Below are 23,696 nucleotides of genomic sequence, written 5' to 3' on the forward strand. Positions count from 1 at the left end.
GGCGGAGAACATCAACGGCAAAGCACCGGGGATGAACGGATCGTTGGATCCTGAGGATCCTTTCATCTCCAGATCTTTGCTGTTCGAAGGGGCAGCCCTCTCCGGCCCTCTGCGTCCTCTGCGGTTCATTGTTTCGAGAAGGCCCGCATCGCATGCAGCACCGCGACCGCGGATCTCGACGTATCAGTACCCCATGTCGAATCCGTCCGCTCCCACGATCCACGAGCCGACCGACGCCCTGCTCGTCGAGCGTGCGCGCGCCGGCGACGACGCGGCGTTCGGCACCCTCGTGCGCCGGCACGAGCGCGCGGCGCGCGCCGTCGCCCGGTCGCTCGTCGGCGACGCGCACGACGCCGAGGAGGCGACGCAGGACGCCCTCGTGCGCGCCCACCGGAACCTCGACCTGCTCGCCGATCCCGCGCGCTTCGGCGCGTGGCTGTCGCGGATCGTGTTCGGCGTCGCCGTCGACCGGCTGCGCGCGGCGCGCCTGGAAAGGCGGCTGGTCGTGCCGGACGCGCCGCTCGACGCCGTACCCGACCTCGCGCCGGGGCCGCACGAGCGGCTCGAGCGCGACGACCTCGCGGCCCGTGTGCTCGCCGCGGTGCATGCGCTTCCCGCGCGCTACCGCGTGCCGCTCTCGCTCTACCACCTCGACGGCGTCAGCCTCGCGCGGGTCGCCGATTCGTTAGGCATGCCGGCCGGTACCGCGCGCTCGCTCGTCGCGCGCGCGCGCGAGCGGCTGCGCGCCACCCTCGCCCCGCTCACCGCGACCGACGACCCGTTCGCCGAGCGCCCCGCGCCGCGCTTCCTCCACGTCCTGAACGGCGACTCCGTGCGCATGACGCTCGAGGAGTCCGACGTTCCCGGCACGCTCGCGGTGTGGGCCCACGTGCTGCACGACGGGCCCGTGCCGCCGTTCGACGTCGGTGAGGCGCGGTGGCGGGAGATCCGCGTCGACTTCCACGCGGCCGGCGAGAACGGCATCACCCGCGACGAGGCGCTCGGCATGGGCGAGCGGTGGGACGCCGCGCTCGCGACGGCGCCGGAGTACGACGAGACCGTGATCTGGCTGGAGCACGACCTGTTCGACCAGCTGCTGCTGATCCGTCACCTCGCGTGGTTCTACGAGCGGCCGGCCGACGCGCCGCCGGTGGACCTGCAGCTCATCTGCATCGGCGCGTGGCCGGGGATGCCGGACTTCAAAGGGCTCGGCGAGCTCGGACCGGCGGAGCTGGCGTCGCTGTTAGGCACCCGGCAGCCCGTCACGCAGCGCCAGCTCGCGCTCGGCCGCCGCGCGTGGCGCGCGTTCACGGGCGCCGACCCGCGCGCCGTCGAGCGCTTCGTCGACGAGGAGAACACGTCGTCGCTCCCGTTCCTCGCCGCCGCGCTGCGCCGCAACCTCGCGGAGCTCCCGAGCACGCGCGACGGGCTCGCGCGCACCGACCGCCAGATCCTCGCGCTGCTCGACGCCGGCGTCACGTCGTTGGGCCCGCTGTTCCGGCGGTTGCACGCGATAGAGACGAACTTCTACATCGGCGACTGGTCGTTCCTCGATCGGCTGCGCGCGCTCGCCGCCGAGCCGCATCCGCTGATCCGGCTGACGTTAGGCACGCCGCGCTGGTTCGACGGCGGCACCGCGGAGCTCACCGACGACGGACGTGCGGTGCTCGCGGGTCGCGTCGACGCGGTCGCGCTGCACGGGATCGACGTGTGGTGGGGCGGCGTGCATCTCGTTGGGCACGACGTGGCGTGGCGGTGGGATCCGCAGTCGGGGCGGGTGATCGCCTCGGGTTGACCAATTTGACCAAACCCGGCCGCCCCTCCAGATTGTCGCGGGAGGAGGCGCGCCATGAAGAAGCGCAGGCCAGCGGCCACGAAGCACGCCGCGAGCGCGAAGTCGCGCCCGTCGCGCGTGAGCGAGCCGCACACGGTCAATCTCTACGAGGCCAAGACCCGCCTGTCGGAGCTCGTCGACCGCGCGGCGGACGGGGAGGAGATCGTCATCGCCAAGGCGGGGACTCCGATGGCGCGACTGGTGCCGATGCCGCCGGCGCCGCCGAAGCGCACGCCCGGACTCTTGAAGGAGCAGATCTGGGTCGCCGACGACTTCGACGACCCGCTGCCTCCGGACATCCAGAAGTTCTTCGACGACCCGGTGATCTTCCCGCCCGACGTCGACGAGGAGATGCCGCCGTGACGGCCACCGCGGAGCGGCTGCTGCTCGACAGCCACGTATTCCTCTGGTGGTCGATGGGAGATGAGCGCGTCCGCTCCGGCACGCGTCGCGCCATCCTCGACGCCCCCGAGGTCTACGTCAGCATGGCGTCGCTGTGGGAGCTGGCGATCAAGGCGTCGATCGGGAAGCTCCGCGTCGGCGTGTCGCTGCGATACGCAGTCACGGTGAACCACTTCACGGTGCTGCCGGTCTCGCTCGACCACGTCGAGCGCGTCGCGAACCTCCCGCACCACCACCGCGATCCGTTCGACCGCATGCTCGCCGCGCAGGCGCTGCACGAGGGGCTCACGCTCGTGACGCACGACCGGTCGTTCGCGCCCTACGCGCTGCCGGTGCGGTGGACCTGAGTTGAACCGCAGAGGACGCAGAGGGCCGCGGAGGACTGCCTCTTCGAACGGCAAAAAGATCTGGGGATGAAAGGATCCTCGGGGATCCTGGGATCCTTTCATCCCCAGGTATTTGCTGTTGATGTTCTCTGCGGCCCTCCGCGTGCTCTGCGGTCGACTCGCACAGCCAAGCAGTCCTCCCGCCGGCCGTGCCACGCGAATAGACTCTCCGGCGCGAAACGCATCGCGTCGTCCGTCCTCAGGAGATGTCCGCGTGTCCAGCTTCCTCCCCCCAGCCCCGTGGCGCCGCCGTCTGCGCTCGGCGCTCTCCTTCGCGCTCCTCGCCCTGCCGTCGATCGCCCCGGCGCAGGCGCGCTACGACTCCACGCTCTGGGCCGGCCTGAAGTGGCGTGAGATCGGGCCGTACCGCGGTGGGCGCTCCGTCGCCGTCGCCGGCAGCGCCGCGCGCCCCTACGAGTACTACATGGGCACCACCGGCGGCGGCGTGTTCAAGACCACCGACGGCGGCATCACGTGGAGCCCGATCACCGACAAATACTTCGGCGGCCCGATCGGCTACATCGGCGTCGCCGAGTCGAATCCCGACATCGTCTACGTCGGCACCGGCGAGTACCCGATCCGCGGCAACGTCTCGCACGGCGAGGGCGTGTGGAAGTCCACCGACGCCGGCAAGACGTGGACGTTCATGGGGCTGAAGGAGACGCGACAGATCTCGCGCGTCCGCGTGCACCCGACGAACCCCGACATCGTGTGGGTCGCCGCGCAGGGCGCGTTCTGGGGGCCGAACCCCGAGCGCGGCGTCTTCAAGAGCACCGACGGCGGCAAGTCGTGGCGGCGCACGCTGTTCCGCAACGACTCCACCGGCGCGAGCGAACTCGTCGTCGATCCGACGAACCCGAACGTGCTCTACGCCGCGCTCTGGCAGGCGTACCGCAACTCGTGGACGATGAGCTCCGGCGGCAGAGGGAGCGGCATCTTCAAGTCCGTCGACGGCGGTGAGACGTGGACGGAGCTCACCGGCACCACCGGGCTCCCGCGCGGGCCGTGGGGCAACATCGGCCTAACGGTCTCGCCCGCGAACCCGCAGCGCGTGTGGGCGCAGATCGAGGCCGACTCGGGCGGCCTGTTTCGCTCCGACGACGGCGGCGGCACGTGGACGAAGATGAACGAGGACCGGCGCATGCGGCAGCGCGCCTGGTACTACTCGCGCATCTTCGCCGACCCGAAGGACGCGAACACCATGTACGCGCTGAACACGGGCTTCTACCGCTCGACCGACGGCGGCAAGACGTTCCGCGCCATCCCGGTGCCGCACGGCGACAACCACGATCTGTGGATCGCGTCGAACGACCCGAAGCGCATGATCGAGGCGAACGACGGCGGCTCGAACGTGTCGTTCAACGGCGGGCAGAGCTGGAGCGAGCAGGACTTCGCGACGGCGCAGTTCTACCACGTCACGACGACGAACGAGTTCCCGTACCGCATCTGCGGCGCGCAGCAGGACAACTCCACGCTGTGCGGGCCGAGCCGGTGGCCGGGCGGCATCGACATCTCCATGTGGAAGGACGCCGGCGGCGGCGAGAGCGGCTACATCGCCGTGGATCCGCTGAACCCCGACATCGCGTTCGCCGGCAGCTACGGCGGCCTGCTCACGCGCAAGAACATGCGCACCGAGCAGGAGACGCAGGTCAATCCGTGGCCCGACAACCCGATGGGCCATTCCGCGGAGGACCTGCTGCACCGCTTCCAGTGGACGTACCCGATCGTCTACTCGCCGCACGACCCGACGGTGATCTACGCCGGCGGCGAGCGCGTCTTCCGGACGACGAACAACGGGCAGAGCTGGGACATCATCAGCCCTGACCTCACGCGCCACGACCCGAAGACGATGGGCCCCTCCGGCGGCCCGATCACGAAGGACCAGACGGGCGTCGAGACGTACGCGACGATCTTCACCATCGCCGAGTCGCCGAAGCTGAAGGGCGTGATCTGGACCGGGTCGGACGACGGCTACATCTACGTCACGCGCGACAACGGCGGCACGTGGACGAACGTCACGCCGAAGGACATCGGCGACTTCACGCGCATCTCGCTCGTCGAGGCGTCGCCGCACGATCCGGCCGTCGCGTACGTCGCGGCGAACCGGTACGGGCTCGGCGACCTGCGGCCGATCCTCTACAAGACCGCCGACTACGGGAAGACGTGGACGCGCATCGTCGACGGCATCCCGCCGGAGGAGTTCACGCGCGCCATCCGCGAGGATCCAGTTAGGCGCGGGCTGCTCTACGCCGCCACCGAGCGCGGCGTGTGGGTGTCGTTCGACGACGGCGGGCACTGGCAGTCGCTGCGGCTCAACCTCCCGCCCGTGCCGGTGCACGATCTCATGATCAAGGAGGGCGACCTCATCGCCGCGACGCACGGCCGCTCGTTCTGGATCATCGACGACCTCTCCGCGCTGCGGCAGCTCACGCCGCAGGTGGCGACGGCGGCGACGCACCTGTACAAGCCGCGCGACACGTACCGCGTGAGCTGGGGCGGGGGCGGGGCCGGCGGCGACCGCGGCGCGCACCCGAGCGGCGCCAACCCGCCTAACGGTGCGATCGTCTACTACAAGCTGGCGCGGGCGAACCAGGACGTGACGCTCGACTTCCTCGACGCGAAGGGCGCCGTGATCAAGAGCTTCACGTCGCGGCTCGACAGCGCGGGGCTGGCCGACTCCGTGCGCGCCGACAGCACGCGCCGCGCGCGCGCCGACTCCGTGCGCCGCGCCGGCGGCGTCCCGGCGACGCCGAACCCCGAGGCCGCCGGCGGCATGAGCGGCGAGGGGCAGCAGGTGGACTTCGAGGAGCTGCAGCGCCGCGGGCCGCGCGCGCCGCGGGTGCCTAACAAGGCGGGGCTCAACCAGTTCGCGTGGGACCTCCGGTATCCCGATGCGGCGCGGTTCGAGAACCTCATCATGTGGGCGGGCGGCACCACCGGCCCGATCGTGCCGCCGGGGACGTACGCGGTGCGGATGAAGGTCGGCGACGGCCCGGCGCAGACGCAGACGTTCGCCGTGAAGGCCGATCCGCGCTCGAAGGCCACCGCCGCCGACTACGCCGCGCAGTCGACGCTCGCGCTGAAGATCCGCGACCGGCTCAGCGACGCGAACAATGCGGTGCGCACCATCCGCAACGTGAAGGCGCAGCTCGCCGACCGCGCGACGCGCGTGCCGGCGTCCGACCGCACGAACTTCACGTCGCTCTCCTCCGCGCTCGCGAACCCGCTCTCGGCCACCGAGGAGGAGATCTACCAGGTCCGGAATCAGAGCTCGCAGGACCCGCTCAACTTCCCGATCCGGCTGAACAACCGCATCGCCGCGCTCATGGGCGTCGTGCAGAGCGCCGACGGCCGGCCCACGCGCCAGAGCTACGTCGTGCTCGACACGCTCTCGCGTCTGCTCGACGTGCAGCTCGGCGCGCTGCGCAACACGCTGTCGACCAAGCTGCCGCCGGTGAACGCCGAGCTGCGTCGGTTAGGCCTGCCGGAGATCGTGCCGTCGACGACCGAGCTGAAGGCGCCCGCCGCCCCGCGCGTCTCGATGGACGACTGAGAGGGCAGGAGGGCAGGAGGGCACGAAACGAGGGCAGGAGAGCCATCAGGCTCCTGCCCTCGCGCGTTTCGCGCGTGCCCTCCTGCCCTGCTGCCCTCCTGCCCTCAGCCGTTGTTCACCCAGGGATCGTGCTGCATCCAGTCCGCGTTCGGCGCGAACAGGAACACCAGCGCGCCGTTCGCGAGCTTCGGCAGCAGCTCCTTCGCGCGCGCCTGATCCACCGCGGGGCACCCCTCGCTGCGGCCGGCGCGCGTCGCCGTCACGTACGGGGCGCCGTGCGCCACGACACCGCGGGCGCGGGCGTTGTCGTTGAAGCCCTCCGAGACGCCCTTGAGGCGCAGGCCGATCGACGAGTACGTGCCGCCGCCCGCGTGGCCGACGAAGCCGTACAGCTCCTGCGCCACGTACAGGCCCAACGACGTCGTCGCCGCGCCGAAGCCGTTCGAGAAGCGCGTCGGCACGCCGTTCGACGCGCCCGACGAGCCGCGGCCATGCGCCACCATGAACGGGCCGTCGACGACCGCGAGCCTCTCCATGTCGAACACGTAACCGCGCGGCGTCGTGTTCGAGAGCCCGTAGTCCACGAAGTAGAGCAGCGGCTTCTTCACCGCGTCGGGGTGCGCCGCCTTGAACGCGAAATAGCTGCGGAACGCGTCCTCGAGCGCCTGCGGGTGGCTGAGCCCGCGCACCGTCGCGCCGAGCACGTCGACCGCGTTCTTCGTCTCCGCGCCGACCGCGCTCGACGGGTCGCTCGTGAGCGCGGCGACCGCGGCCGGGGCCGCCCCGCCGACGAGCTCGACCGCCTTCGTCAGCACCGGGCCGTTCTGCTGCGGCGTCGGCAGATAGCGCGCGCCGACGGTGAGCGCGGCGGTCGCGGCCAGCAGCGCGTGCTTGACGATCGTCCGGGAGGAGGGTCGGCGCATGGGCATCTCGAGGCGGGAGTCTTCGGGGAGGTCGAACACCTCGAAATCTAGGGCGTTCCCGCCGCGATAACGCCTTGCCGGATGCCGTCTTACGACGCTTCCTGACCGGTGCGTCAGTCCTCTCTGTGAATTGACCGCGGAGGACGCAGAGGGCCGCAGAGGACTGCCAAGACAAGTGCAGTCCTCTGCGGCCCTCTGCGTCCTCGGCGGTTCAACTCACAGAGCAGTGCTTACCGCAGCCCGCTCAGCAGCCAGTGGATGATGAAGTTCACCGCCCAGCCACACAGAGCGACGAGCACGGCCTTGCCGGTGTCGATGTCCAGCGCCTGACGGATCGCGATGATCCCGGCGACGAGGATCCAGATCCCGACGATCGGCCACACGAGCAGCCCGAGCCCCGGGATGATGCCGAGCACGAACAGCACGCCCGGGGAGCGGGCGAAGCCGAGCGTGCGGGCGAGCTCGCCCCAGGTGGCGGTCCCGCCGAAGAAGCGCGTCCCGATCCAGTAGGTGATCGCCGCCCACGACGCCCAGCCGAGCAGCTCGCTGACCACGGAGCCGATGATGTGCCCGGGTCCGAACCGCCAGGCCCCGATCCCGGCCGCGATGGCCGCGATCACCACGACGATGGCCGCTTGCCCGGTGGCGTTGACGTCCGCTTCCACCTCCTCGTAGGTGGCGACGTCGAGCGCGGCGGCCCCGCGCATCCGGTCGACGATCGAGCGACTCGATCCGAATTCGGCCATGCTTGCCTCTGTATCTAGGGTCCGAAGAGTGGGAGTCGGAGACACTACGCGGGTCGGCGGAAAGTGTGTCGCAGATCGCCAAAGTGGAACGGCCTCGGCCGGGTTTCTGGCATGGCGTAGGCATTGGAAGGAGGCATGTCACCCATGGACTCCGATCGCACCCTCCGGGATCTGCTGCGCTCCGACGGACGACTGTCGTTCGAGCACGCATCCCGGCTGCTCGCCGGCCTCGCCCGATCGCTCGAGCCGCTCCACTCGACCGGACAGGCACACGGCGCCATCACGCCACAATCCGTCTTCATCGACGCCAGCGGCGCGGCGCACCTCGGCCCGCCGGCGGCCGACACGACCGCCGCGGCGCTCCTCCCGCCGGCGTACCTCGCTCCCGAGCGGATCGACGGCGACCCCGCCGACCCGCGCAGCGACGTCTACACGCTGGGTCTGCTTGGCTGGGAGATGCTCACCGGCCACACGCCGTGGGCGGGGGAGAGCCTGAGCGACGTCGTGCTCCATCAGCAGGAGCGCGAGCTGCCGCCGCTCGCCGGCATCCGCGACGGGCTGCCCGACACGCTCCGCGTCGCCATCGAGGGCGCGCTCCGCAAGGCGCCCGACGAGCGGTGGCAGACCGCGACGCAGATGCTCGCCGCGCTCGACGGGACGGTCACCGAGACGCCCGGGCGGCAGGCGGCGGCGTCGACGGCGGCGGGCGCCGCGAGTGCGGACGCGTCCACGAGCGCGGCGGCAGCGGCAGCGGCTGCCGCGGCCGCCGCGGCAGCGCATCGGGCCGCCGCGGAGCCGACCGTCGGCACCGCGCGCCCGGTGGAGCTCGGCCCGATCTCGGCGCGCCGCGAGCCGGCGGTGCCGGTGCTCCCGGTGTGGTCCGAGCGCCCGCGGAAGTGGGGGCGCGGCAAGACGATGGCGCTCGTGATGCTCATCCTCGCCGTGCTCGTGGCCGGCGGCGCCGCGCTCACCGCGCTCACCGGCCGCAAGGACCGACGGGTCGCGACCGGTCCGTGGCTCGACTCGCTGACGACCACCACGTCGGCGGGCGACGTGACCACCGACACCACGATGTCGAGCGCGGCCGTCCGGTCGAACCCGGTCCCGCCGCCGATCCCGACGACGCCGGCGACCGGCTACGGCTACTACACGCCGCTGCCAGCCACGCCGATGCCGGCACCGGCGCCCGAGCCGACGACGTCGACGATGCCCACGACGCCGGCCGCCACGACGGCCCCCGCGCCGTCGCCCGCGTACCCGCCGTCGGACGCCGAGATGCAGTCGGCGCGCGCCGCCGCGGCCGCGGAGTCGGCTCGCATCCGCCAGGCGGCCGAGCGCGCGCGCGTCCTCGCCGACGACTCGGCCCGCGCGGCACGCGACAGCGCCGCGGCGCCGCGCCCCGCGGCCGCGCCGACCGTGCCGAGCCTGCCCACGCCGTCGGCTCCGGCGCGCGACTCGGCGCGTCCGAGCTCGACGTCGGACACGACGCGGAAGGCGGCGAAGCCGAAGCCGGACAGCACGGCGAAGCCCGACACGATCCCGGCCCTTCGCTGACGCCCGCCGCAGCGTTCCACGGGATGCGGTCACCGCTTAAGGTGATCGCATCCCGTTCGTCGTTCCGCCCGACGGCTCGCTCCGAGCGCCTCTCATGGACCACTCCCCCGGCTTCCTGCGCCTCGTCGACGAGGCGCGCGCACGCGTGCACGAGATCGCCGTGACCGACGTGCCGCGCCGCGTGTCGGCGGGCGCGCGCTTCTTCGACGTGCGCGAGGACCGCGAGTGGGACGCGTCGCACCCGGCCGGGGCCGAGCACCTCGGCAAGGGCGTCATCGAGCGCGACATCGAGCGGCTCGTTCCCGACACCGGCGCCGAGCTGCTGCTCATGTGCGGTGGCGGCTACCGTTCCGCCCTCGCCGCCGACGCCTTGCAGCGGATGGGATACACGAACGTGCACTCCGTCGCCGGCGGGTGGCGCGCGTGGCAGGCGGCGGAACTTCCGGTGGTGCGCGGCTGATGAGGCGGCGCTGATGGTCCGGCGCTGAAACGGCGGCGCTGGTAACGCGACGTATCAGCGCCGCAGTGTCAGCGCCGGACCATCAGCGCGCCTCATCAGCGCCGAATCTTGTCCAGCGTGATGGGAAGGTCCCGAACCCGCACGCCCGTCGCGTGGTGCACGGCGTTCGCGATCGCCGCCGCCACGCCGGTGATGCCGATCTCGCCGGCGCCCTTCGCGCCGATCGCGCTCACGTGCGGGTCGTTCTCGTCGACGAAGATCGTGTCGATCGTGCCGATGTCGGCGTTCACGGGCACGTGGTACTCGGCGAGGTCCGCGTTCAGGTAGCGCCCCGTGCGCGGATCGACGAGCGTCTCCTCGAGCAGCGCCATGCCGACGCCCCACACCACGCCGCCCACGATCTGGCTGCGCGCCGTCTGCGGGTTCACGATGCGTCCCACACCGTGCGCGGTGACGACGCGCGGCACGCGGATGGTGCCGAGGTCCTCGTCCACGTGCACCTCGGCGAACACGGCACCGAACGAGTGCATCGCGTACTGCTGCGCCTCCGGGCCCGCCCGCGTGCTCGTGGTCACCTCGACGACGCGGCCGCTCTGCCGCGCCATGAGCGCCTCGTAGCTCTCGCCGCGCGAGGCGTCCGACGCGAGCGAGAGTCGTCCGTCGCGCGCGACGACGTCGCCCTCCGCTGCACCACTCAGCGGCGACGCGGGGTCCGTGACCGCGAGCTGCACGAGCCGGCGGCGGAGCGCGGAGGCCGCGTCGTGCACCGCGGTGCCGGTCGACGCCATCGTCACCGAGCCGGTCGACGCCGGGTTCTCCGGCATGTCCGTCTCGCCGAGCTCGAAGCGGACCCGATCGGGGGCGATGCCTAACGCGTCGGCCGCCACCTGCGTCATCGACGTGTACGTGCCGCAGCCGATCTCCTGCGTCCCCGCGCGCACCCACGCGCGGCCGTCGGGGAGCATGCGCGCCGTGCACGACGCCGGGTTGCGGCGCGCCGGATACGTCGCCGTCGCCATGCCCCAGCCGACGAGCGCGCGGCCGTCGCGCATCGATCGCGGCGCGGCGGTCCGCTTCGACCACCCGAAGCGCTCCGCCGCGGCGCGGTAGCACTCGCGGAGCGACTTGCTCGACCACGGGTGCCCCGTCTCGGGGTCCGTGTCGGCATGGTTGCGGAGCCGCAGCTCGATCGGGTCCATCTCGAGCGCGATCGCCAGCTCGTCCATCGCGCTCTCCAGCGCGAACGTGCCGGTGGACTCGCCGGGCGCGCGCTGGAACGTGGGGCTGCCGACGTTGAGCCGCACGACGTCGTACACCGCCTCGAGGTTCGGGCACGCGTAGAGGATCTTCGTCTGGTTCAGCGCGGGCTCGATCCAGTCCTCGAGCGTCGACGTGTTCGACGTGCTCGTGTGGCGGATCGCGGTGAGCGCGCCGGAGCGGTCGGCGCCCAACGTCACCCGCTGCACCGTGCGTGGCCGTCCACCGACGGGGCCGAACATCTGCCGGCGCGTCAGCACGAGCTTCACCGGCCGTCCCGTCTCGCGCGCGGCCATCGCGGCGAGGCTCTGGTGCGACCACGGCCCGCCCTTGCTCCCGAAGCCGCCGCCGGTGAAGTGCGACACGACGCGCACCTTCTCGCGCGGCACGCCGAAGTGCTGCGCCACCGTGTTGCGCACGCTCGTGATCCCCTGCGTGGAGTCGTAGAGCGTGAGCGCGTCGCCCTCCCACACCGCGACGGTGTTGTGCGGCTCCATCGGGTTGTGGTTCTCGAGCGGCGTCGTGTAGGTGTGCTCGACGTGCACCACCGCATCGGCGAGCCCGCGTGCCACGTCGCCGCGATGCGTCGCGCGCTCGCCGCCTAACGGGTGCACCTTCTCGGGCGGGTTCTTCGGCGCCGACGCCATGTCGAGCACGGGGCGCTCCGCGGCGTAGCGCACGGTCACCAGATGCGTGGCGGCGAGCGCCTGCTCGAACGTCTCCGCGACTACGACGCCGATCGGCTGGCCGTTGTAGCGCACGTGCTCGTCCTGCAGCAGCGTCGGCACGCGCATCACGGCGCCGCGCGCCGCGGGACCCTGCGCACCGGTGCCGGTGGGCGCCGGCGCGGGCGGCGCGGGCGGCTCCTGCGGCCCGGGGCGCGGCGCGCCGGGCAGCCGCGGCGCGTTGAACGGCGTGAGCACCTTCAGCACGCCCGGCGCGCGCTCGGCGGCGCTCGTGTCCATCGCCTGGATGCGTGCGCGCGCGACGGTGCTCGTGATCAGCACCGCGTGCGCCACGCCCGCGACCGGCATCTCCGCGGCGTAGCGCGCCGCGCCGGTCACCTTCAGTCGCCCGTCGACGCGCTCGAGCGGCCGGCCGACGGCGTCGTCGCGCGTCGTCATGCCGTCACCTCCGTCAGCGCGCGCACGAGGGTGCGCTTCGCGAGGTCGATCTTGAACGCGTTGTCGCCGTGCGGCACGGCGCCGCGCAGCGCCGCCTCCGCCGCGGCGCGGAACGTGGCCTCCGTCGGCGGCCGTCCGACGAGCGCGCGCTCCGCCTCGCGCGAGCGCCACGGCTTCGTGCCCACGCCGCCGAGCGCGACGCGCGCGTCGCGGATCGTGCCGTTCCGCACGTCCACCGCGACCGCCGCGGCCGCGAGGGCGAACGCGTAGCTTGCGCGGTCACGCACCTTGAGGTAGAGCGAGCGGCGCGCGAACGGCAGCGGCGGCAGGTCGATCGCCGTGATCAGCTCGCCCGGTCGCAGCACGGTCTCGCGCTCCGGGTGCGCGCCGGGCAGCACGTGGAGCTCGGTGAACGGGATCGTGCGCGTCGCCTCGCCGCGCACCCGCACGGTCGCGTCGAGCGCCGCGAGCGCGACGGCGAAGTCGGACGGATGCGTGGCGATGCAGTGCGCGCTGCCGCCGAGCACCGCATGCATGCGGTTCGGGCCGTGGAGCGCCGAGCAGCCGGTGCCCGGCTCCCGCTTGTTGCATGGCGACGCGGTGTCGCGGAAGTACCAGCATCGCGTGCGCTGCAGCACGTTGCCGCCGAGCGTGGCCATGTTGCGGAGCTGGCCGGAGGCGGCGAGGAGCAGCGACTGGCTCACCATCGGATAGCGCTCGCGCACGCGCGGGTCCCACGCCGTGTCGCTCATCGGCGCGAGCGCGCCGAGCCGCAGCCCGCCGTTAGGCAGCTCGGCGATCGCGGCGAGCGCCGCGTCGGCGGCCGGCAGCGCCGTGATGTCGACGACGCGCTCCGGCGTCTCGACGTGGAGCTTCATGAGGTCGACGAGCGTCGTGCCGCCGGCGATGAACCGGGTGCGCGGCTCGCGACCGGCTCGCACGGCCTCGTCGACGTTCGTCGCTCTGGCGTACTCGAACGGGATCATGGGGACCGCTCACTGGCTGCGTGAAGGTCGTAATCTGCGGCTCAATGTTGTCCAGCCGCGGCCGAGCTCCGCCGCGCTTCCTGCACGGCGGCGAGGATGCCCGGGTACGCGCCGCAGCGACAGAGGTTGCCGCTCATCGCCTCGCGCACGTCGTCGTCGGCGGGGCCCCACGGCTCGCGCAGCATCGCCGCGGCGGACATGATCTGTCCCGGCGTGCAGTAGCCGCACTGGAAGCCGTCGTGCGCGATGAACGCGCGCTGCATGGGATGCAGGTCGCCGTCCGCCGTCGCGGCGAGCCCCTCGATCGTCGTGATCGCCTTCCCCTGCGCCATGACGGCGAGCGTGAGGCACGACAGCACGCGGCGTCCGTCGACGTGCACGGTGCACGCGCCGCACTGGCCGTGGTCGCACCCCTTCTTGCTGCCGGTGAGCCCCGCGTGCTCGCGCAGCGCGTCGAGCAGCGTGACGCGCGGCTCGAGCTCGAGCGACAGCGCACGACCGTTCACGCGCAGCGCCACCGGCATCGTGCCGGGCGCGCGCACCGGCGCCGCCTCGGCCGCGCGCGCGTCGCGCAGCAGCAGGAGCGCCGCGCTCGCGGCGAGCGCCGTGGCCACGAAGTCGCGCCGGGAGACGCCGCCGCGCTCGACGCTCGGCGGCGACAGGGCGGCGAGGGCGCGTGCGACGTCGCCCGGGGACGGGAGCGTGTCGGCGTCGTGTCGCCAGCGGACGTCGCCCGCCGAGTCGAGCACGACCACTGCGGTCCCGCTCGTGACGCCGAAGCGATGCGCGAGCGCGCCGTCGTCCGCGAGCACCGGCAGCGCGACGGCGCCGTCGCCGAACGACAGCTCGCGCCACGGTCCCTCGCCGGCGATGCCGAGCAGCCGCGCGCCGGCCGGGCCCGCGACCTCGGCGACGAGCCGGTTGTACGTGTCGACGAGCGTCGTGCGCGCCGGATCCCAGCCTGGCGGGCAGAACACGATGACGACCGGGTGCCCACGGAGCTCGGCCAGCGGGTCGCGCCCGAGCGGAGGAGAGAGCAGCGGCATGCGTCGCGCCTCGGAGACGTTCGGCAGACGTGAAGACGGGTGAACGTGAGGCTGCAAGTCCGGTGCTTGGCGCCGGCAGGGCACGCCGCTGGCAACGTGTGGCGAGCGGATGCGATCTTCCGTGCGGGCGCTCGCCGCCCGCCTCCCGAGCCGTTCGTCATGACCATCGCACGTCTTACCGCGCGCCGCGTCGGCCGTGTGCCGCGCCGTCTGCTCCTGCTCGCCGCGGCGGCCGCCTGCCGGACGGTGTCGCTCCCTGCGGTGGTGCAGGGGACCGGGGTGCCGCACGTCGATCCGCCGCCCACCGGTCGTGCGCACATCATCGGCGTGGTGGCCGACTCGGCGACCGGGTATCCCGTGGTGGGGGCCGCGGTGTACTTCACGCGCGACTCGGTGCTGGGCACCGGGCCGGCGCGGCCGCGCACCGACATGCCGCGCGCCACCACCGACCGCAGCGGCGGCTTCGCGCTGCGCGACGTCGCGCCCGGCGAGTACACGCTCGCGTTCTCCGACCTCGACCACTTCCCGCTGCGCGAGGTGGTGATCGTCCGCGCCGACCAGGTGCGCTCGGTGGTGCTGCGCCCGCGGCGGCGGGACACGCCGTGAGCGCCGACGGCGGCACGACGAGCGGCGCCTCGGTCCTCACGCCGGACGTGGATCCGACGGCGCGCGCCTCGCCGGTGGACGAGGTGGCGCCGCGCCCCGACCTGTCGCGTACCGGTCGCGCCTTGACGAGCGCGCGCAGCCGCTCCACCGGGATCACGATCCTCACCGTGCTGGCGGTGCTGTACACGCTCTACTTCGCGCGCGACTTCCTGCTCCCCATCACCGTCGCGCTGCTGCTCGACTTCCTGCTGAGCCCCGTGGTGCGCGCGCTCGCTCGGCTGCGCATCCCGGTGCCGTTAGGCGCCGCGGTCGTCGTGCTGTCGCTCGTCGGCGCGGTGGGGTTCGGCGTGTATCAGCTGTCCGACCCGGTGCAGCGGTGGGCGACGAAGGCGCCGTCGACGCTCGCGAGCGCGCAGGCGAAGGTGCGCAAGCTCACGCGTCCGGTGCAGCAGGTGACGCGCACCGCGGAGCAGGTGGAGCGCGCGACCGCCGTGGCGCCGCCGACCGGCGCGCGCGAGGTGGTGGTGAAGGGGCCGAGCGTCGTGTCGCGCGTGTTCGGCACGACGCAGAAGCTGCTCGCCGGGCTGCTCGAGGTGATCTTCCTGCTCTACTTCCTGCTCGCCGCGGGAGACCTGTTCCTCCAGAAGCTCGTGAAGGTCATACCGCGTGAGGAGTCGAAGCGCGACGTGGTGACCGTAGCGCGCGCGATCGAGTCGTCGATCTCGACGTACCTGCTCACGCAGACGCTGATCAACCTGATGGAGGGGCTGGTCGTCGCCGGCACGATGTACCTGCTCGACATGCCGAACGCGCTGCTGTGGGGCACGCTCGTCATGGTGCTGGAGTTCGTGCCGTACCTCGGCGCGACGGTGATGACGCTCGTGCTGCTGCTCGCCGCGCTCACGACGTTCGACAACGTGGGGCACGCGCTGCTCGTGCCGGGCGCGTTCCTGACGATCAACCTGCTGCAGGCGAACGCGGTGACGCCGATGCTGCTCGGGCACCGGTTGACGCTGAACCCGGTGGCGATCTTCGTCGGGCTCGCATTCTGGTGGTTCATGTGGGGCGTGCCGGGCGCGTTCATCGCGGTGCCGGTGCTCGCTGCGCTGAAGACGATCTGCGACCACGCCGCGCCGCTCGCCGCCGTCGGCGAGTTCCTCGGGAGGCGCGACGAGACCGAGCGGCGCTGGGTCGCGCGCGGGTGAGACTCGCCGCGAGGACGCTGCTCGTCGCGCTGAGCGCGGCGCTGCTGCTCGCCGCCCAGCCGCCGTTCGACGCGCAGGTGGCGGAGAAGCGGCAGACCGACGCGCTGTTCGTCGCCGCGCTCGGCCGGGAGATGCTCGTGCGCAAGGTCGCGTACGCGGGCGCGGACGACCTCACGATCCCGGCGTACCTGTTCGCGCCGCGCGACACGACGCATCCGCGGCCGACGATCGTGTTCGTGCATGGCGGCGTGCACGGCGACTTCAACGCGGTGCATCTCGAGCAGGTGCGCGCGCTCGTCCGCCGCGGCTGGGTGGTGATCGCGCCCGAGTACCGCGGGAGCACGGGATACGGCCCGCGCTTCTATGCCGCGATCGACTACGGCGGGCGCGAGGTGGACGACGTGGTGCTCGCGCGCGACTGGCTCGCGCGCTTCGCGCCGTGGGCGGATCTCGACCGCGCGGTGATCATGGGCTACAGCCACGGCGGCTACATCGCGCTGCTCGCCGTGCTGCGTCACCCGGGGCTGTTCCGCGCCGCCGTCGCGCACGTGCCCGTCGCCGACCTGCCGACGCGCATGCGCACGCACCCCGACTGGTACCAGGCGATCTTCGCCGCGCAGCCGGCCTACGGTGCCACGCTCGCCGCGAACCCGCGGCCGTACGTGGAGCGGTCGCCGTCGGCGCACGCCCGCGAGCTCGCCACGCCGGTGCTGTCGCACGTCGCCGACAACGACGAGGACGTGCTGATCGCCGAGAACCACATCCTGCGCGACTCGATGGTGGCGGCGGGGAAGGTGCGGAGCGGCCTCTATCGCTACCGCGAGTTCCACGCTCCGCCCGGCGGGCACTCGTTCGGCGTGCTGCTCGAGACGCCGGCGGGGCGGGAGAGCTGGACGGAGACGATGCGGTTTCTGGAGAGGTATCTCGGGGAGGGCGAGCGGTGATCCGCGCCCGGGGCGCGACTGCTCGGCGTGCGGCACGTCGGATCCTCGCGTGCCTAACGGCGAGCGCCTGGGGGTGTACCCGTCCCGTCCCCCAGCGCCCTCCCGACTCGACCATCACTATCCGCGCGGCCACGCTGCTCGACGGTCGCGGCGGCGCGGCGCACGACGTCGTGGTGACGGTGGAGGGCGGGCGCATCGCGCGCGTCGACACGGGCGTGCGCACGCGCGGTCCGGTGACGTACGACCTCGGCGCCCGCACGCTGCTCCCGGGGCTCATCGATGCGCACGTGCACCTCGGCTGGTACTTCAATCGCCGCGGCGTGCTGCACGCCCCGGACGACGGCGATACGCCGACCGACTCGTACCGCGCGATCGCGGCCAATGCGCGCGCGATGCTCGACGCCGGGTTCACGACCGTGCAGAGCGTCGGCGGCCCCGAGGACGGGCCGGTGCGCGACTCGATCGAGGCACGGCGCATCGCGGGACCGCGCGTGCTCACGTCGCTGCAGCCGATCGTCGACCCGTCGCCGCCGCCGGAGACGATGCGCGCCATCGTGCGCGCGCGCGTCGCCCAGGGCGCGAACCTCGTCAAGCTCTTCGCGTCGGAGGGCCTCGGCGGCGGCGGTGGACAGACGCTGAGCGACGCGCAGCTCGCGGCGATCTGCGGCGAGGCGCGGTCATTGGGCCGTCGCACCGTGGTGCACGCGATCAGCGCGGTGAGCGTGCGCGCGGCGACGCTCGCCGGCTGCACCGAGATCGAGCACGGGCTGCTCGCCACCGACGACGAGCTGCGGCTCATGGCGGAGCGGGGCACGTGGTTCGGGCCGCAGGTGTGCCTGGTGTTCCAGAACTACCTGGATCACCGCACGACCTACGCGCGCTCCGGGTTCTCTCCCGACGCGTTCGATGTGCTCGCGCGGGCGCTGCCGACGGCGCGCGAGACGTTCCGCCGCGCGATCCACACGCCGGGCCTGCGCGTGATCTTCTCGACCGACGCCGTGGCCGGCGCACACGGGCACAACGCGGACGAGCTGGTGTGCCGGGTGCGCGCCGGTCAGGGGCCGATGGAGGCGATCGTCTCCGCGGCGTCGCTCGCCGCGAGCGCGTTAGGCATCGCCGACCGCGCCGGGGCCGTGGCGTCGGGGCTCGACGCGGACCTCGTCGCCGTCGACGGGGATCCGCTCGCCGACGTCACGGCGCTGCAGCGGGTGGTGTTCGTGATGCGCGGAGGGACCGTCTACAGACGACCGTGACGTCCGCTGCGCCGCGCACGCCGGGTCCACGCGATCGGGACGAGACCGGCAGCCAGGAGGAGAAGCGTCGCCGGCTCGGGCACGGGCGCGAACGCGAGGTCGCCCGGGCCGCCGACGCCGGCGTTCTGTCCGAGGGTGCCGAGCAGCGTGGCGCTCGTCAGGTCGACGCGGTAGATGTTCCCTTCCGGACCGCTCGACGCGAAGATCGCTCCGTCGAAGCGAACGGCGAGCCCTCCCAGCCCGTCCTCGCCGATGCCGAGTGGGGCACCCCGTGTGAGGATCGCCGCCGTCGCCGGGTTCACGATGTCGAGCCGCGCGTCCACCGGCATACCGGTCGTCGGGTCGATGACGAGCTCCGTCAGGTACAGCGTGCCGTCCGGCGCGAACGCGATGGCCTGCGCGCCGATCGGGAAGGCCGGTCCCCCCGGCACGAAGAACGTGCCGACGAGCGATGCCGCGCCGCTCAGCGGATCGATCGTGTACAGCTTCGACACCGGCGGCGCGGTCGGGCTGACGACGATGTTGGTGCCGAAGAGCGTGCCGGTGCCCGGCTGGACCGCGAGGTCGGTGATCGCGATGCCCTGCCCGCCGAACCTCACCGGCACCGGTGTCCCGATCAGCGCGCCGGTGGTCGGGTCGCGCTGGCCCAACGCCGACACCGGCGCGCCGCCGAACACGTTGCCGGTGATGATCGTGTCCCACAGCGTGCCGTCGAGGCCGAACGCGAGGCCGGTGTTGCCGGGATTGCGCGGCGGAATGACGGGGAGCAGCGTCTCGGTGCCGTTCGTCTGGTCGACGATCACCAGCCCGCCGGGATTGGCCGTCGATCCACGGCCGATCGCACCGTACAGACGCTGCGCGCGCGCGGCGCCGGGCGAGGCGCCGATCATGACGCCTAACAGCGTGACTGCGAGAAGCGGTCGTCTCATCGTCGATCCCCCAGGGTTACGAAGGGAGTGGGCCCGCGGCCACGTCCGCGGCGCGACAATGCCTAACGACAGCCGCTGCTCCGACCACGACACCGGAGACGCTCGACCCGCCGCGGCCGAGCCGCGGCGGGCTACCACATTAGGCGCGCTCGCTCAGCCCTGCAACTGCCGCGCGAACGTCGCGGCGTCGAAGTAGGTCCGCATCGCGGCGATGCGCCCGTCGCGCAGCTGGATCACGTCGCAGAACGGCACGTTCACCGGCCGTCCCGTCGCGGCGATGTCGCCGACCGGCGTCCGCAGCGTGCCGCTGTGCGTGCCGATGCCGTGGAACTCGCAGACGACGATGTCGCCGCCCTGGGCGAGCGTGTCGATCTCGATGTGGCCGTCGCTGAACGCGTCGACCCAGCCGCGCATGAACTGCTCGACGCCCGCCGCTCCGCGCACGGTCTCGCCGGTCGGCATGATCGTGAGCGTCGCGTCGTCGGGGACGAGGCGCTGGAGCGCGCCGAAGTCGCGCCGGTTGAACACGGTGTATAGCTCGCTCACGGTCGCGTCGACGTCGGCGGTGGCGTACAGGGCGGACGGGGCCTGCGTCGCGGTGCTGGACATGGAATGCCTCCCTTCGTGGACCGGGGCCGGCCGGCAGCCGGTGCCGGCGGGCGCGCTCTGCACGCGCGAGGGGAGTACGCCGACGCGGTGCGAACGGATTGCGTCGCACGCGGCGCGGCGCGCGGCGCGCGTCACGCGTCACGCGTCGGTCGTCGCTCGCTTCTCCAGCCACAGCGTGAACGCGGCGCCACCCGCCGGTCCGTCGCTCACCGTGAGCTCGCCGCCCAACGCGCGCGCCACGCGCCGCGCCGACGCGAGCCCGATCCCCGCGCCCGGCGCGACCGCGTGCGTGCCGGGCAGCCGCATCGCTTCCTCGAACACCGCCTCGCGGTGCTCCGGCGGGATCCCCGGGCCGGTGTCGCGCACCTCGACCGCGACGCGCGTCGCCTCGGCGCGGAGCACGCGCACCTCCACCGCGCCGCCCCGCGGCGTGTACTTGATCGCGTTCGACAGCAGGTTCGTGAGCACCTGTCGGACGCGCCCGGGATCGGTCGACAGCTCGAGCCACTTCCGCTCGACGTCGGTCCCGTCGTCGACGACCACGGAGAGCGCGAGGCCGGCGCGCGCCGCCGCCGCGGCGTGGTCGTCCACCACCTCGCGCACGAGGACGTCGAGCGCCACGGGCACGCCGCGTACGGGGAGGTGTCCGGCGTCGGCGCGCGCGAGGTCGAGCAGGTCGCCCGTGGACTGCAGCGCGCTGCGCACCAGCCGATCGGCGCGCGCGATCGCCTCGCGCTGCGGCTCGCCGAGCCGGCCGTACACCTCGGTGCCTAACAGCAGCTGCAGGTACGCCGACGCCGCGCCGAGCGGGTTGCGCAGGTCGTGCGACACGCCGCGGAACAGCGCCTCGCGGCTGCGCGACGCGGCGGCGAGCCGCTCGCGCCGCTCCTCGGCCACGTACGCGAGCGACGCCATGCGCCAGCTCGTCCACGCGAGCAGCGCGACCCCGATGACGGCCATCGGCACGAGCGCGGCGGCCATGCGCACGTCGAGCTGGATCGCGCTCCGCAGGTCGCGCCGCCGTCCGTCGGCGAACCGCTGCAGGTCGGTCTCGAGCCGCTGCGCCGCGTCGAGCGCCGCGAGGCCGAGCGGATCGTCGGTCGTCGGCGGCGGTTGCGTCGACGACGGGCCGTGCCACCGCCGCACCGCCGCGGTCACGCGCGAGAGGTCGCCGGCGCTCGTCGCGTCGATCCGCGCCACGAGCGTGGCGAGCGACGCGAGATCGGTTCCTTCGGCGGCGACCGCGTCGCGGTAGCGCCCGAGCGCAGGGCCGTCGCCGCCGCGGCTCCAGTCGGTCGCGGCATAGAGCTCGGCGGCGAGCGTCGCCTGCAGGTCGTTCACGCGCACGAGCGCCGGCTCGGCGCCCTCGCTGAGCGGGGCGCGGAGCTGACGTGCGCGCGCGCTCGTGACGAGCGGCGCGACGGCGAGCGCGCCAAGCACGATCATCACGGCCACGAACGGCCCCCAGACGCCGATGCTCGGCCGGGCGAGCGGTCGTGTGCGTGTAGTCACGGGAAGTACACGTCCCGGACGCGGCACGCGCTTATGCGGCCCCGGCCGTATCGGCGCTGTATCTTTGGCGCATGGACCCGCACGAGGCACCTCCCTGGCTGCTGGGCCGCTGGCGGCTGCTGCGGGCGGAGGCCGCGCTCGACTTCGCGCCGGGCGTGCGCATGGAGTTCCGGCCCGGCGGGCGCCTGCTCTACACGATCGTGGTCGAGGGGCACGAGCACGTGGTGCGGCTCATCTATCGCGTGGATGGCGACGTGCTCCGCACCGATAACCCCGAGCACCCGCACGCCGTGGCGACGCACTTCGCGCTCGGCGAGGGTGGGGTGCTGGTGTTCGACTTCTCCGGGGCGAGAGCGTGGTTCGTCCGGGAGACCTAGCGCCTGCGCACGGCGGTTCCGACATGACCTTCTTCCAGCCTCCACCGTCGTTAGGCAACACGTTCACGGGCGACGCCGCGCTGCGGTCGCAGCTGCGCCGCCTGCTGCCCGCGGACGTGCACGAGCGCGTCGAGCCGGATCTGGAGCGCTTCGGCGCCCGCGCGGCCGGCGACCTCCTCGCGCTCGCCGACGCCGCCGAGGCCGAGCCGCCGCGCCACGTGCCCTACGACGCGTGGGGCCGGCGCGTCGACCGCATCGAGACGAGCGAGGCGTGGCGCGCGCTCGATCGCGTGTCCGCGGAGGAGGGGCTCGTCGCCATCGCGTACGAGCGCGCGTTAGGCAGCTGGTCGCGCGTCCACCAGCTCGCGAAGCTGTACCTGTTCCACCCGTCGAGCGCGACGTACTCGTGCCCGCTCGCGATGACCGACGGCGCCGCGCGCTGTCTCGCGCGTCACGGCGCGCACGACGCCGAGCTGGCCGACTCGTATGCGCACCTGACGTCGCGCGACCCCGCACGGTTCTGGACGTCGGGACAGTGGATGACCGAGCGCACTGGCGGCTCCGACGTCTCGCGCACGAGCACCGTCGCCGTGTCGCTCGACGACGGCACGTGGCGGCTGCACGGCGTGAAGTGGTTCACGTCGGCGACGACGGCGCAGATGGCGCTCGCGTTGGGCCGCACCGACGCGGGGCTCAGCCTGTTCCAGGTACGGCTCCGCGACGCCGACGGCGCGTTGCGCGGCATCCGCGTCGAGCGGCTGAAGGAGAAGCTGGGCACCCGCGCGCTCCCCACCGCGGAGCTCACGCTCGACGGCGCGCCCGCGCGGCTCGTCGGCGAGATCGGGCGCGGCGTGCGCACCGTGGCCGAGATGCTGAACGTCACGCGCGTGTACAACGCGGTGTGCGCCGCGGCCGGCATGCGCCGTGGGCTGATGCTCGCGCGCGACTATGCGACGCGGCGCGAGGCGTTCGGGCGCCCGCTGATCGACCAGCCGCTGCACGCCGCGACGCTCGCCGATCTCGAGCTGGAGGCCCGCGGCGCGCTCGCGCTCGTGCTGCACGTCGCGGCGCTGCTCGGCCGCGAGGAGTGCGGCGACGCGACCGGCGACGAGCGTGCGGTGCTGCGCCTGCTGACGCCCGTCGCGAAGCTGCTCACGGGCAGGCAGGCCGTCGCCGCCGCGAGCGAGACGCTGGAGGCGTTCGGCGGCGCCGGCTACGTCGAGGATACCGGCCTGCCGCGGCTGCTGCGCGACGCGCAGGTGCTCGCGATCTGGGAGGGAACGACGAACGTGCTGAGCCTCGACGTGCTGCGGGCGATCGAGCGCGACGGGTCGCTCGCCGCGCTGCTCGCCGACGCGACGCGCCGTGTGCAGGCCGCTCCCGATGCGCTGTCCGACGCGGCGACATCCGTGGGCGCGGCCGTCGACGCGCTCGCCGCTGCCCGGCCCGCGGACCGCGACGACGCCGAGCGTGGGGCGCGTGCGTTCGCGATGTCGCTCGGCCGAACGGTGATCGGCGCGCTGCTCCTCGAGCACGCGACGTGGGCGACGCGCGTCGGCGACGTCGACGCCGCGGCCGCGACCGCTGCCGCGCGCCGATGGTGCGCGCGCGACCTCGCGCCGCGGCCGCACGCGACCGATCACGATATCGTCGCGTTGTTGCGCGAATGCGATGTGACCCATTGACAGCACGACGAGTCTCTCGTACTGTGCTGCCCCGCGCGCCGCGAAGCGCGCACGTCAGAGTCCTCAATGTCCGATCGATGCGCCTGATCTCCACCTACACCTCCGACTTCGCCGTCCGGCTCGCCGAGCCGGCGCAGAAGGCGTGCGCGTGGGGGATGGACGTCGTCACGTGCGTCATGATCGATCGCACAGGGACTCTGGAGACATAGGCGCCGACAACCGCGCCCTTCTCCGCGAGACGAGTCGCCCCACCTGTGCCGATCCGGGCCAGGTGGGGCGACTCGTTTTCCTCAACGACAAGGGAG

Annotated in this window: 21 protein-coding genes; 13 read left to right on the forward strand and 8 right to left on the reverse strand. The window is 73.0% G+C overall.

Going from position 1 to position 23,696, the window contains the following annotated elements; all coding sequences use genetic code 11:
* Positions 1-193 precede the first annotated feature (193 nt).
* From J421_RS08170 to J421_RS08185, 4 genes are all read left to right on the forward strand, one after another.
* Positions 194-1,795: an RNA polymerase sigma factor gene (locus J421_RS08170; protein WP_025410690.1), complete on the forward strand. Its 1,602-nt coding sequence runs from the start codon at positions 194-196 to the stop codon at positions 1,793-1,795.
* Positions 1,796-1,849: 54 nt separating this feature from the next.
* Complete coding sequence (locus J421_RS08175) at positions 1,850-2,197, forward strand: type II toxin-antitoxin system Phd/YefM family antitoxin (protein WP_104022392.1); 348 nt, start codon at positions 1,850-1,852, stop codon at positions 2,195-2,197.
* Positions 2,194-2,583, forward strand: a complete 390-nt coding sequence (locus J421_RS08180) for a type II toxin-antitoxin system VapC family toxin (RefSeq protein WP_025410692.1) — start codon at positions 2,194-2,196, stop codon at positions 2,581-2,583. Before J421_RS08175 ends, J421_RS08180 begins: the two co-directional genes overlap by 4 nt.
* Positions 2,584-2,836: 253 nt before the next feature.
* Complete coding sequence (locus J421_RS08185) at positions 2,837-6,175, forward strand: WD40/YVTN/BNR-like repeat-containing protein (RefSeq protein ID WP_025410693.1); 3,339 nt, start codon at positions 2,837-2,839, stop codon at positions 6,173-6,175.
* 104 nt (positions 6,176-6,279) lie between these two features.
* Here the strand turns inward: J421_RS08185 and J421_RS08190 are convergent, their stop codons facing one another.
* Positions 6,280-7,098 carry a murein L,D-transpeptidase catalytic domain-containing protein gene (locus J421_RS08190; RefSeq protein WP_158508690.1) on the reverse strand — a complete coding sequence of 273 codons (819 nt, stop codon included), beginning with the start codon at positions 7,096-7,098 and terminating at the stop codon, positions 6,280-6,282.
* 230 nt (positions 7,099-7,328) lie between these two features.
* Entirely contained in the window at positions 7,329-7,844 is a 516-nt protein-coding gene (locus J421_RS08195) for a YIP1 family protein (protein WP_025410694.1), read from the reverse strand.
* A 144-nt stretch (positions 7,845-7,988) separates the two neighbouring features.
* Here J421_RS08195 and J421_RS08200 point away from each other — a divergent pair, with 144 nt between their 5' ends.
* Both J421_RS08200 and J421_RS08205 read left to right on the forward strand, forming a co-directional pair.
* Positions 7,989-9,398, forward strand: coding sequence for a protein kinase domain-containing protein (locus tag J421_RS08200; protein ID WP_025410695.1), 1,410 nt, complete (start codon positions 7,989-7,991; stop codon positions 9,396-9,398).
* A gap of 94 nt (positions 9,399-9,492) precedes the next feature.
* A complete protein-coding gene (locus tag J421_RS08205; protein WP_025410696.1) occupies positions 9,493-9,858 on the forward strand; it encodes a rhodanese-like domain-containing protein in 366 nt (121 codons plus the stop codon).
* Between the two features lie 95 nt (positions 9,859-9,953).
* Here J421_RS08205 and J421_RS08210 read toward each other — a convergent pair whose 3' ends face one another.
* From J421_RS08210 to J421_RS34765, 3 genes are read right to left on the reverse strand one after another with little or no spacing between them, the layout of a single operon-like run.
* Complete coding sequence (locus J421_RS08210; protein ID WP_025410697.1) at positions 9,954-12,239, reverse strand: xanthine dehydrogenase family protein molybdopterin-binding subunit; 2,286 nt, start codon at positions 12,237-12,239, stop codon at positions 9,954-9,956.
* A complete protein-coding gene (locus tag J421_RS08215) occupies positions 12,236-13,225 on the reverse strand; it encodes an FAD binding domain-containing protein (RefSeq protein WP_025410698.1) in 990 nt (329 codons plus the stop codon). Before J421_RS08215 ends, J421_RS08210 begins: the two co-directional genes overlap by 4 nt.
* 41 nt (positions 13,226-13,266) lie before the next feature.
* Positions 13,267-14,271, reverse strand: a complete 1,005-nt coding sequence (locus J421_RS34765; protein ID WP_025410699.1) for a 2Fe-2S iron-sulfur cluster-binding protein — start codon at positions 14,269-14,271, stop codon at positions 13,267-13,269.
* A 159-nt stretch (positions 14,272-14,430) separates the two neighbouring features.
* Here J421_RS34765 and J421_RS08225 point away from each other — a divergent pair, with 159 nt between their 5' ends.
* The 4 genes from J421_RS08225 to J421_RS08240 are packed head-to-tail and all read left to right on the forward strand — an operon-like array spanning position 14,431 to position 18,279.
* Positions 14,431-14,877 carry a carboxypeptidase regulatory-like domain-containing protein gene (locus tag J421_RS08225; RefSeq protein WP_025410700.1) on the forward strand — a complete coding sequence of 149 codons (447 nt, stop codon included), beginning with the start codon at positions 14,431-14,433 and terminating at the stop codon, positions 14,875-14,877.
* On the forward strand, positions 14,874-16,082 hold the full coding sequence (locus J421_RS08230) for an AI-2E family transporter (protein ID WP_025410701.1): 1,209 nt from the start codon (positions 14,874-14,876) through the stop codon (positions 16,080-16,082). Before J421_RS08225 ends, J421_RS08230 begins: the two co-directional genes overlap by 4 nt.
* Positions 16,079-17,026 carry an alpha/beta hydrolase family protein gene (locus tag J421_RS08235; RefSeq protein ID WP_025410702.1) on the forward strand — a complete coding sequence of 316 codons (948 nt, stop codon included), beginning with the start codon at positions 16,079-16,081 and terminating at the stop codon, positions 17,024-17,026. Before J421_RS08230 ends, J421_RS08235 begins: the two co-directional genes overlap by 4 nt.
* Positions 17,023-18,279, forward strand: coding sequence for an amidohydrolase family protein (locus J421_RS08240; protein ID WP_158508692.1), 1,257 nt, complete (start codon positions 17,023-17,025; stop codon positions 18,277-18,279). The genes J421_RS08235 and J421_RS08240 overlap by 4 nt, the downstream gene beginning before the upstream one ends.
* Here J421_RS08240 and J421_RS08245 read toward each other — a convergent pair.
* From J421_RS08245 to J421_RS08255, 3 genes are all read right to left on the reverse strand, one after another.
* Positions 18,264-19,208 (reverse strand): PEP-CTERM sorting domain-containing protein, encoded by a 945-nt coding sequence (locus J421_RS08245; protein WP_104022395.1) that lies wholly within the window; start codon positions 19,206-19,208, stop codon positions 18,264-18,266. The genes J421_RS08240 and J421_RS08245 overlap by 16 nt on opposite strands.
* Positions 19,209-19,361: 153 nt before the next feature.
* Positions 19,362-19,817 carry an ester cyclase gene (locus J421_RS08250; RefSeq protein ID WP_025410705.1) on the reverse strand — a complete coding sequence of 152 codons (456 nt, stop codon included), beginning with the start codon at positions 19,815-19,817 and terminating at the stop codon, positions 19,362-19,364.
* A 138-nt stretch (positions 19,818-19,955) separates the two neighbouring features.
* Positions 19,956-21,329, reverse strand: coding sequence for a sensor histidine kinase (locus tag J421_RS08255; protein WP_148306214.1), 1,374 nt, complete (start codon positions 21,327-21,329; stop codon positions 19,956-19,958).
* 71 nt (positions 21,330-21,400) lie between these two features.
* Here J421_RS08255 and J421_RS08260 point away from each other — a divergent pair, with 71 nt between their 5' ends.
* The 3 genes from J421_RS08260 (at position 21,401) to J421_RS34320 (ending at position 23,600) form a co-directional block, all read left to right on the forward strand.
* On the forward strand, positions 21,401-21,706 hold the full coding sequence (locus tag J421_RS08260) for a hypothetical protein (protein ID WP_025410707.1): 306 nt from the start codon (positions 21,401-21,403) through the stop codon (positions 21,704-21,706).
* Between the two features lie 23 nt (positions 21,707-21,729).
* Complete coding sequence (locus J421_RS08265; protein ID WP_025410708.1) at positions 21,730-23,391, forward strand: acyl-CoA dehydrogenase family protein; 1,662 nt, start codon at positions 21,730-21,732, stop codon at positions 23,389-23,391.
* Between the two features lie 77 nt (positions 23,392-23,468).
* Positions 23,469-23,600, forward strand: a complete 132-nt coding sequence (locus tag J421_RS34320; protein ID WP_260525845.1) for a hypothetical protein — start codon at positions 23,469-23,471, stop codon at positions 23,598-23,600.
* Positions 23,601-23,696 lie beyond the last annotated feature (96 nt).

This window comes from Gemmatirosa kalamazoonensis (genome assembly GCF_000522985.1).
GTDB classification, from domain to species: domain Bacteria; phylum Gemmatimonadota; class Gemmatimonadetes; order Gemmatimonadales; family Gemmatimonadaceae; genus Gemmatirosa; species Gemmatirosa kalamazoonensis.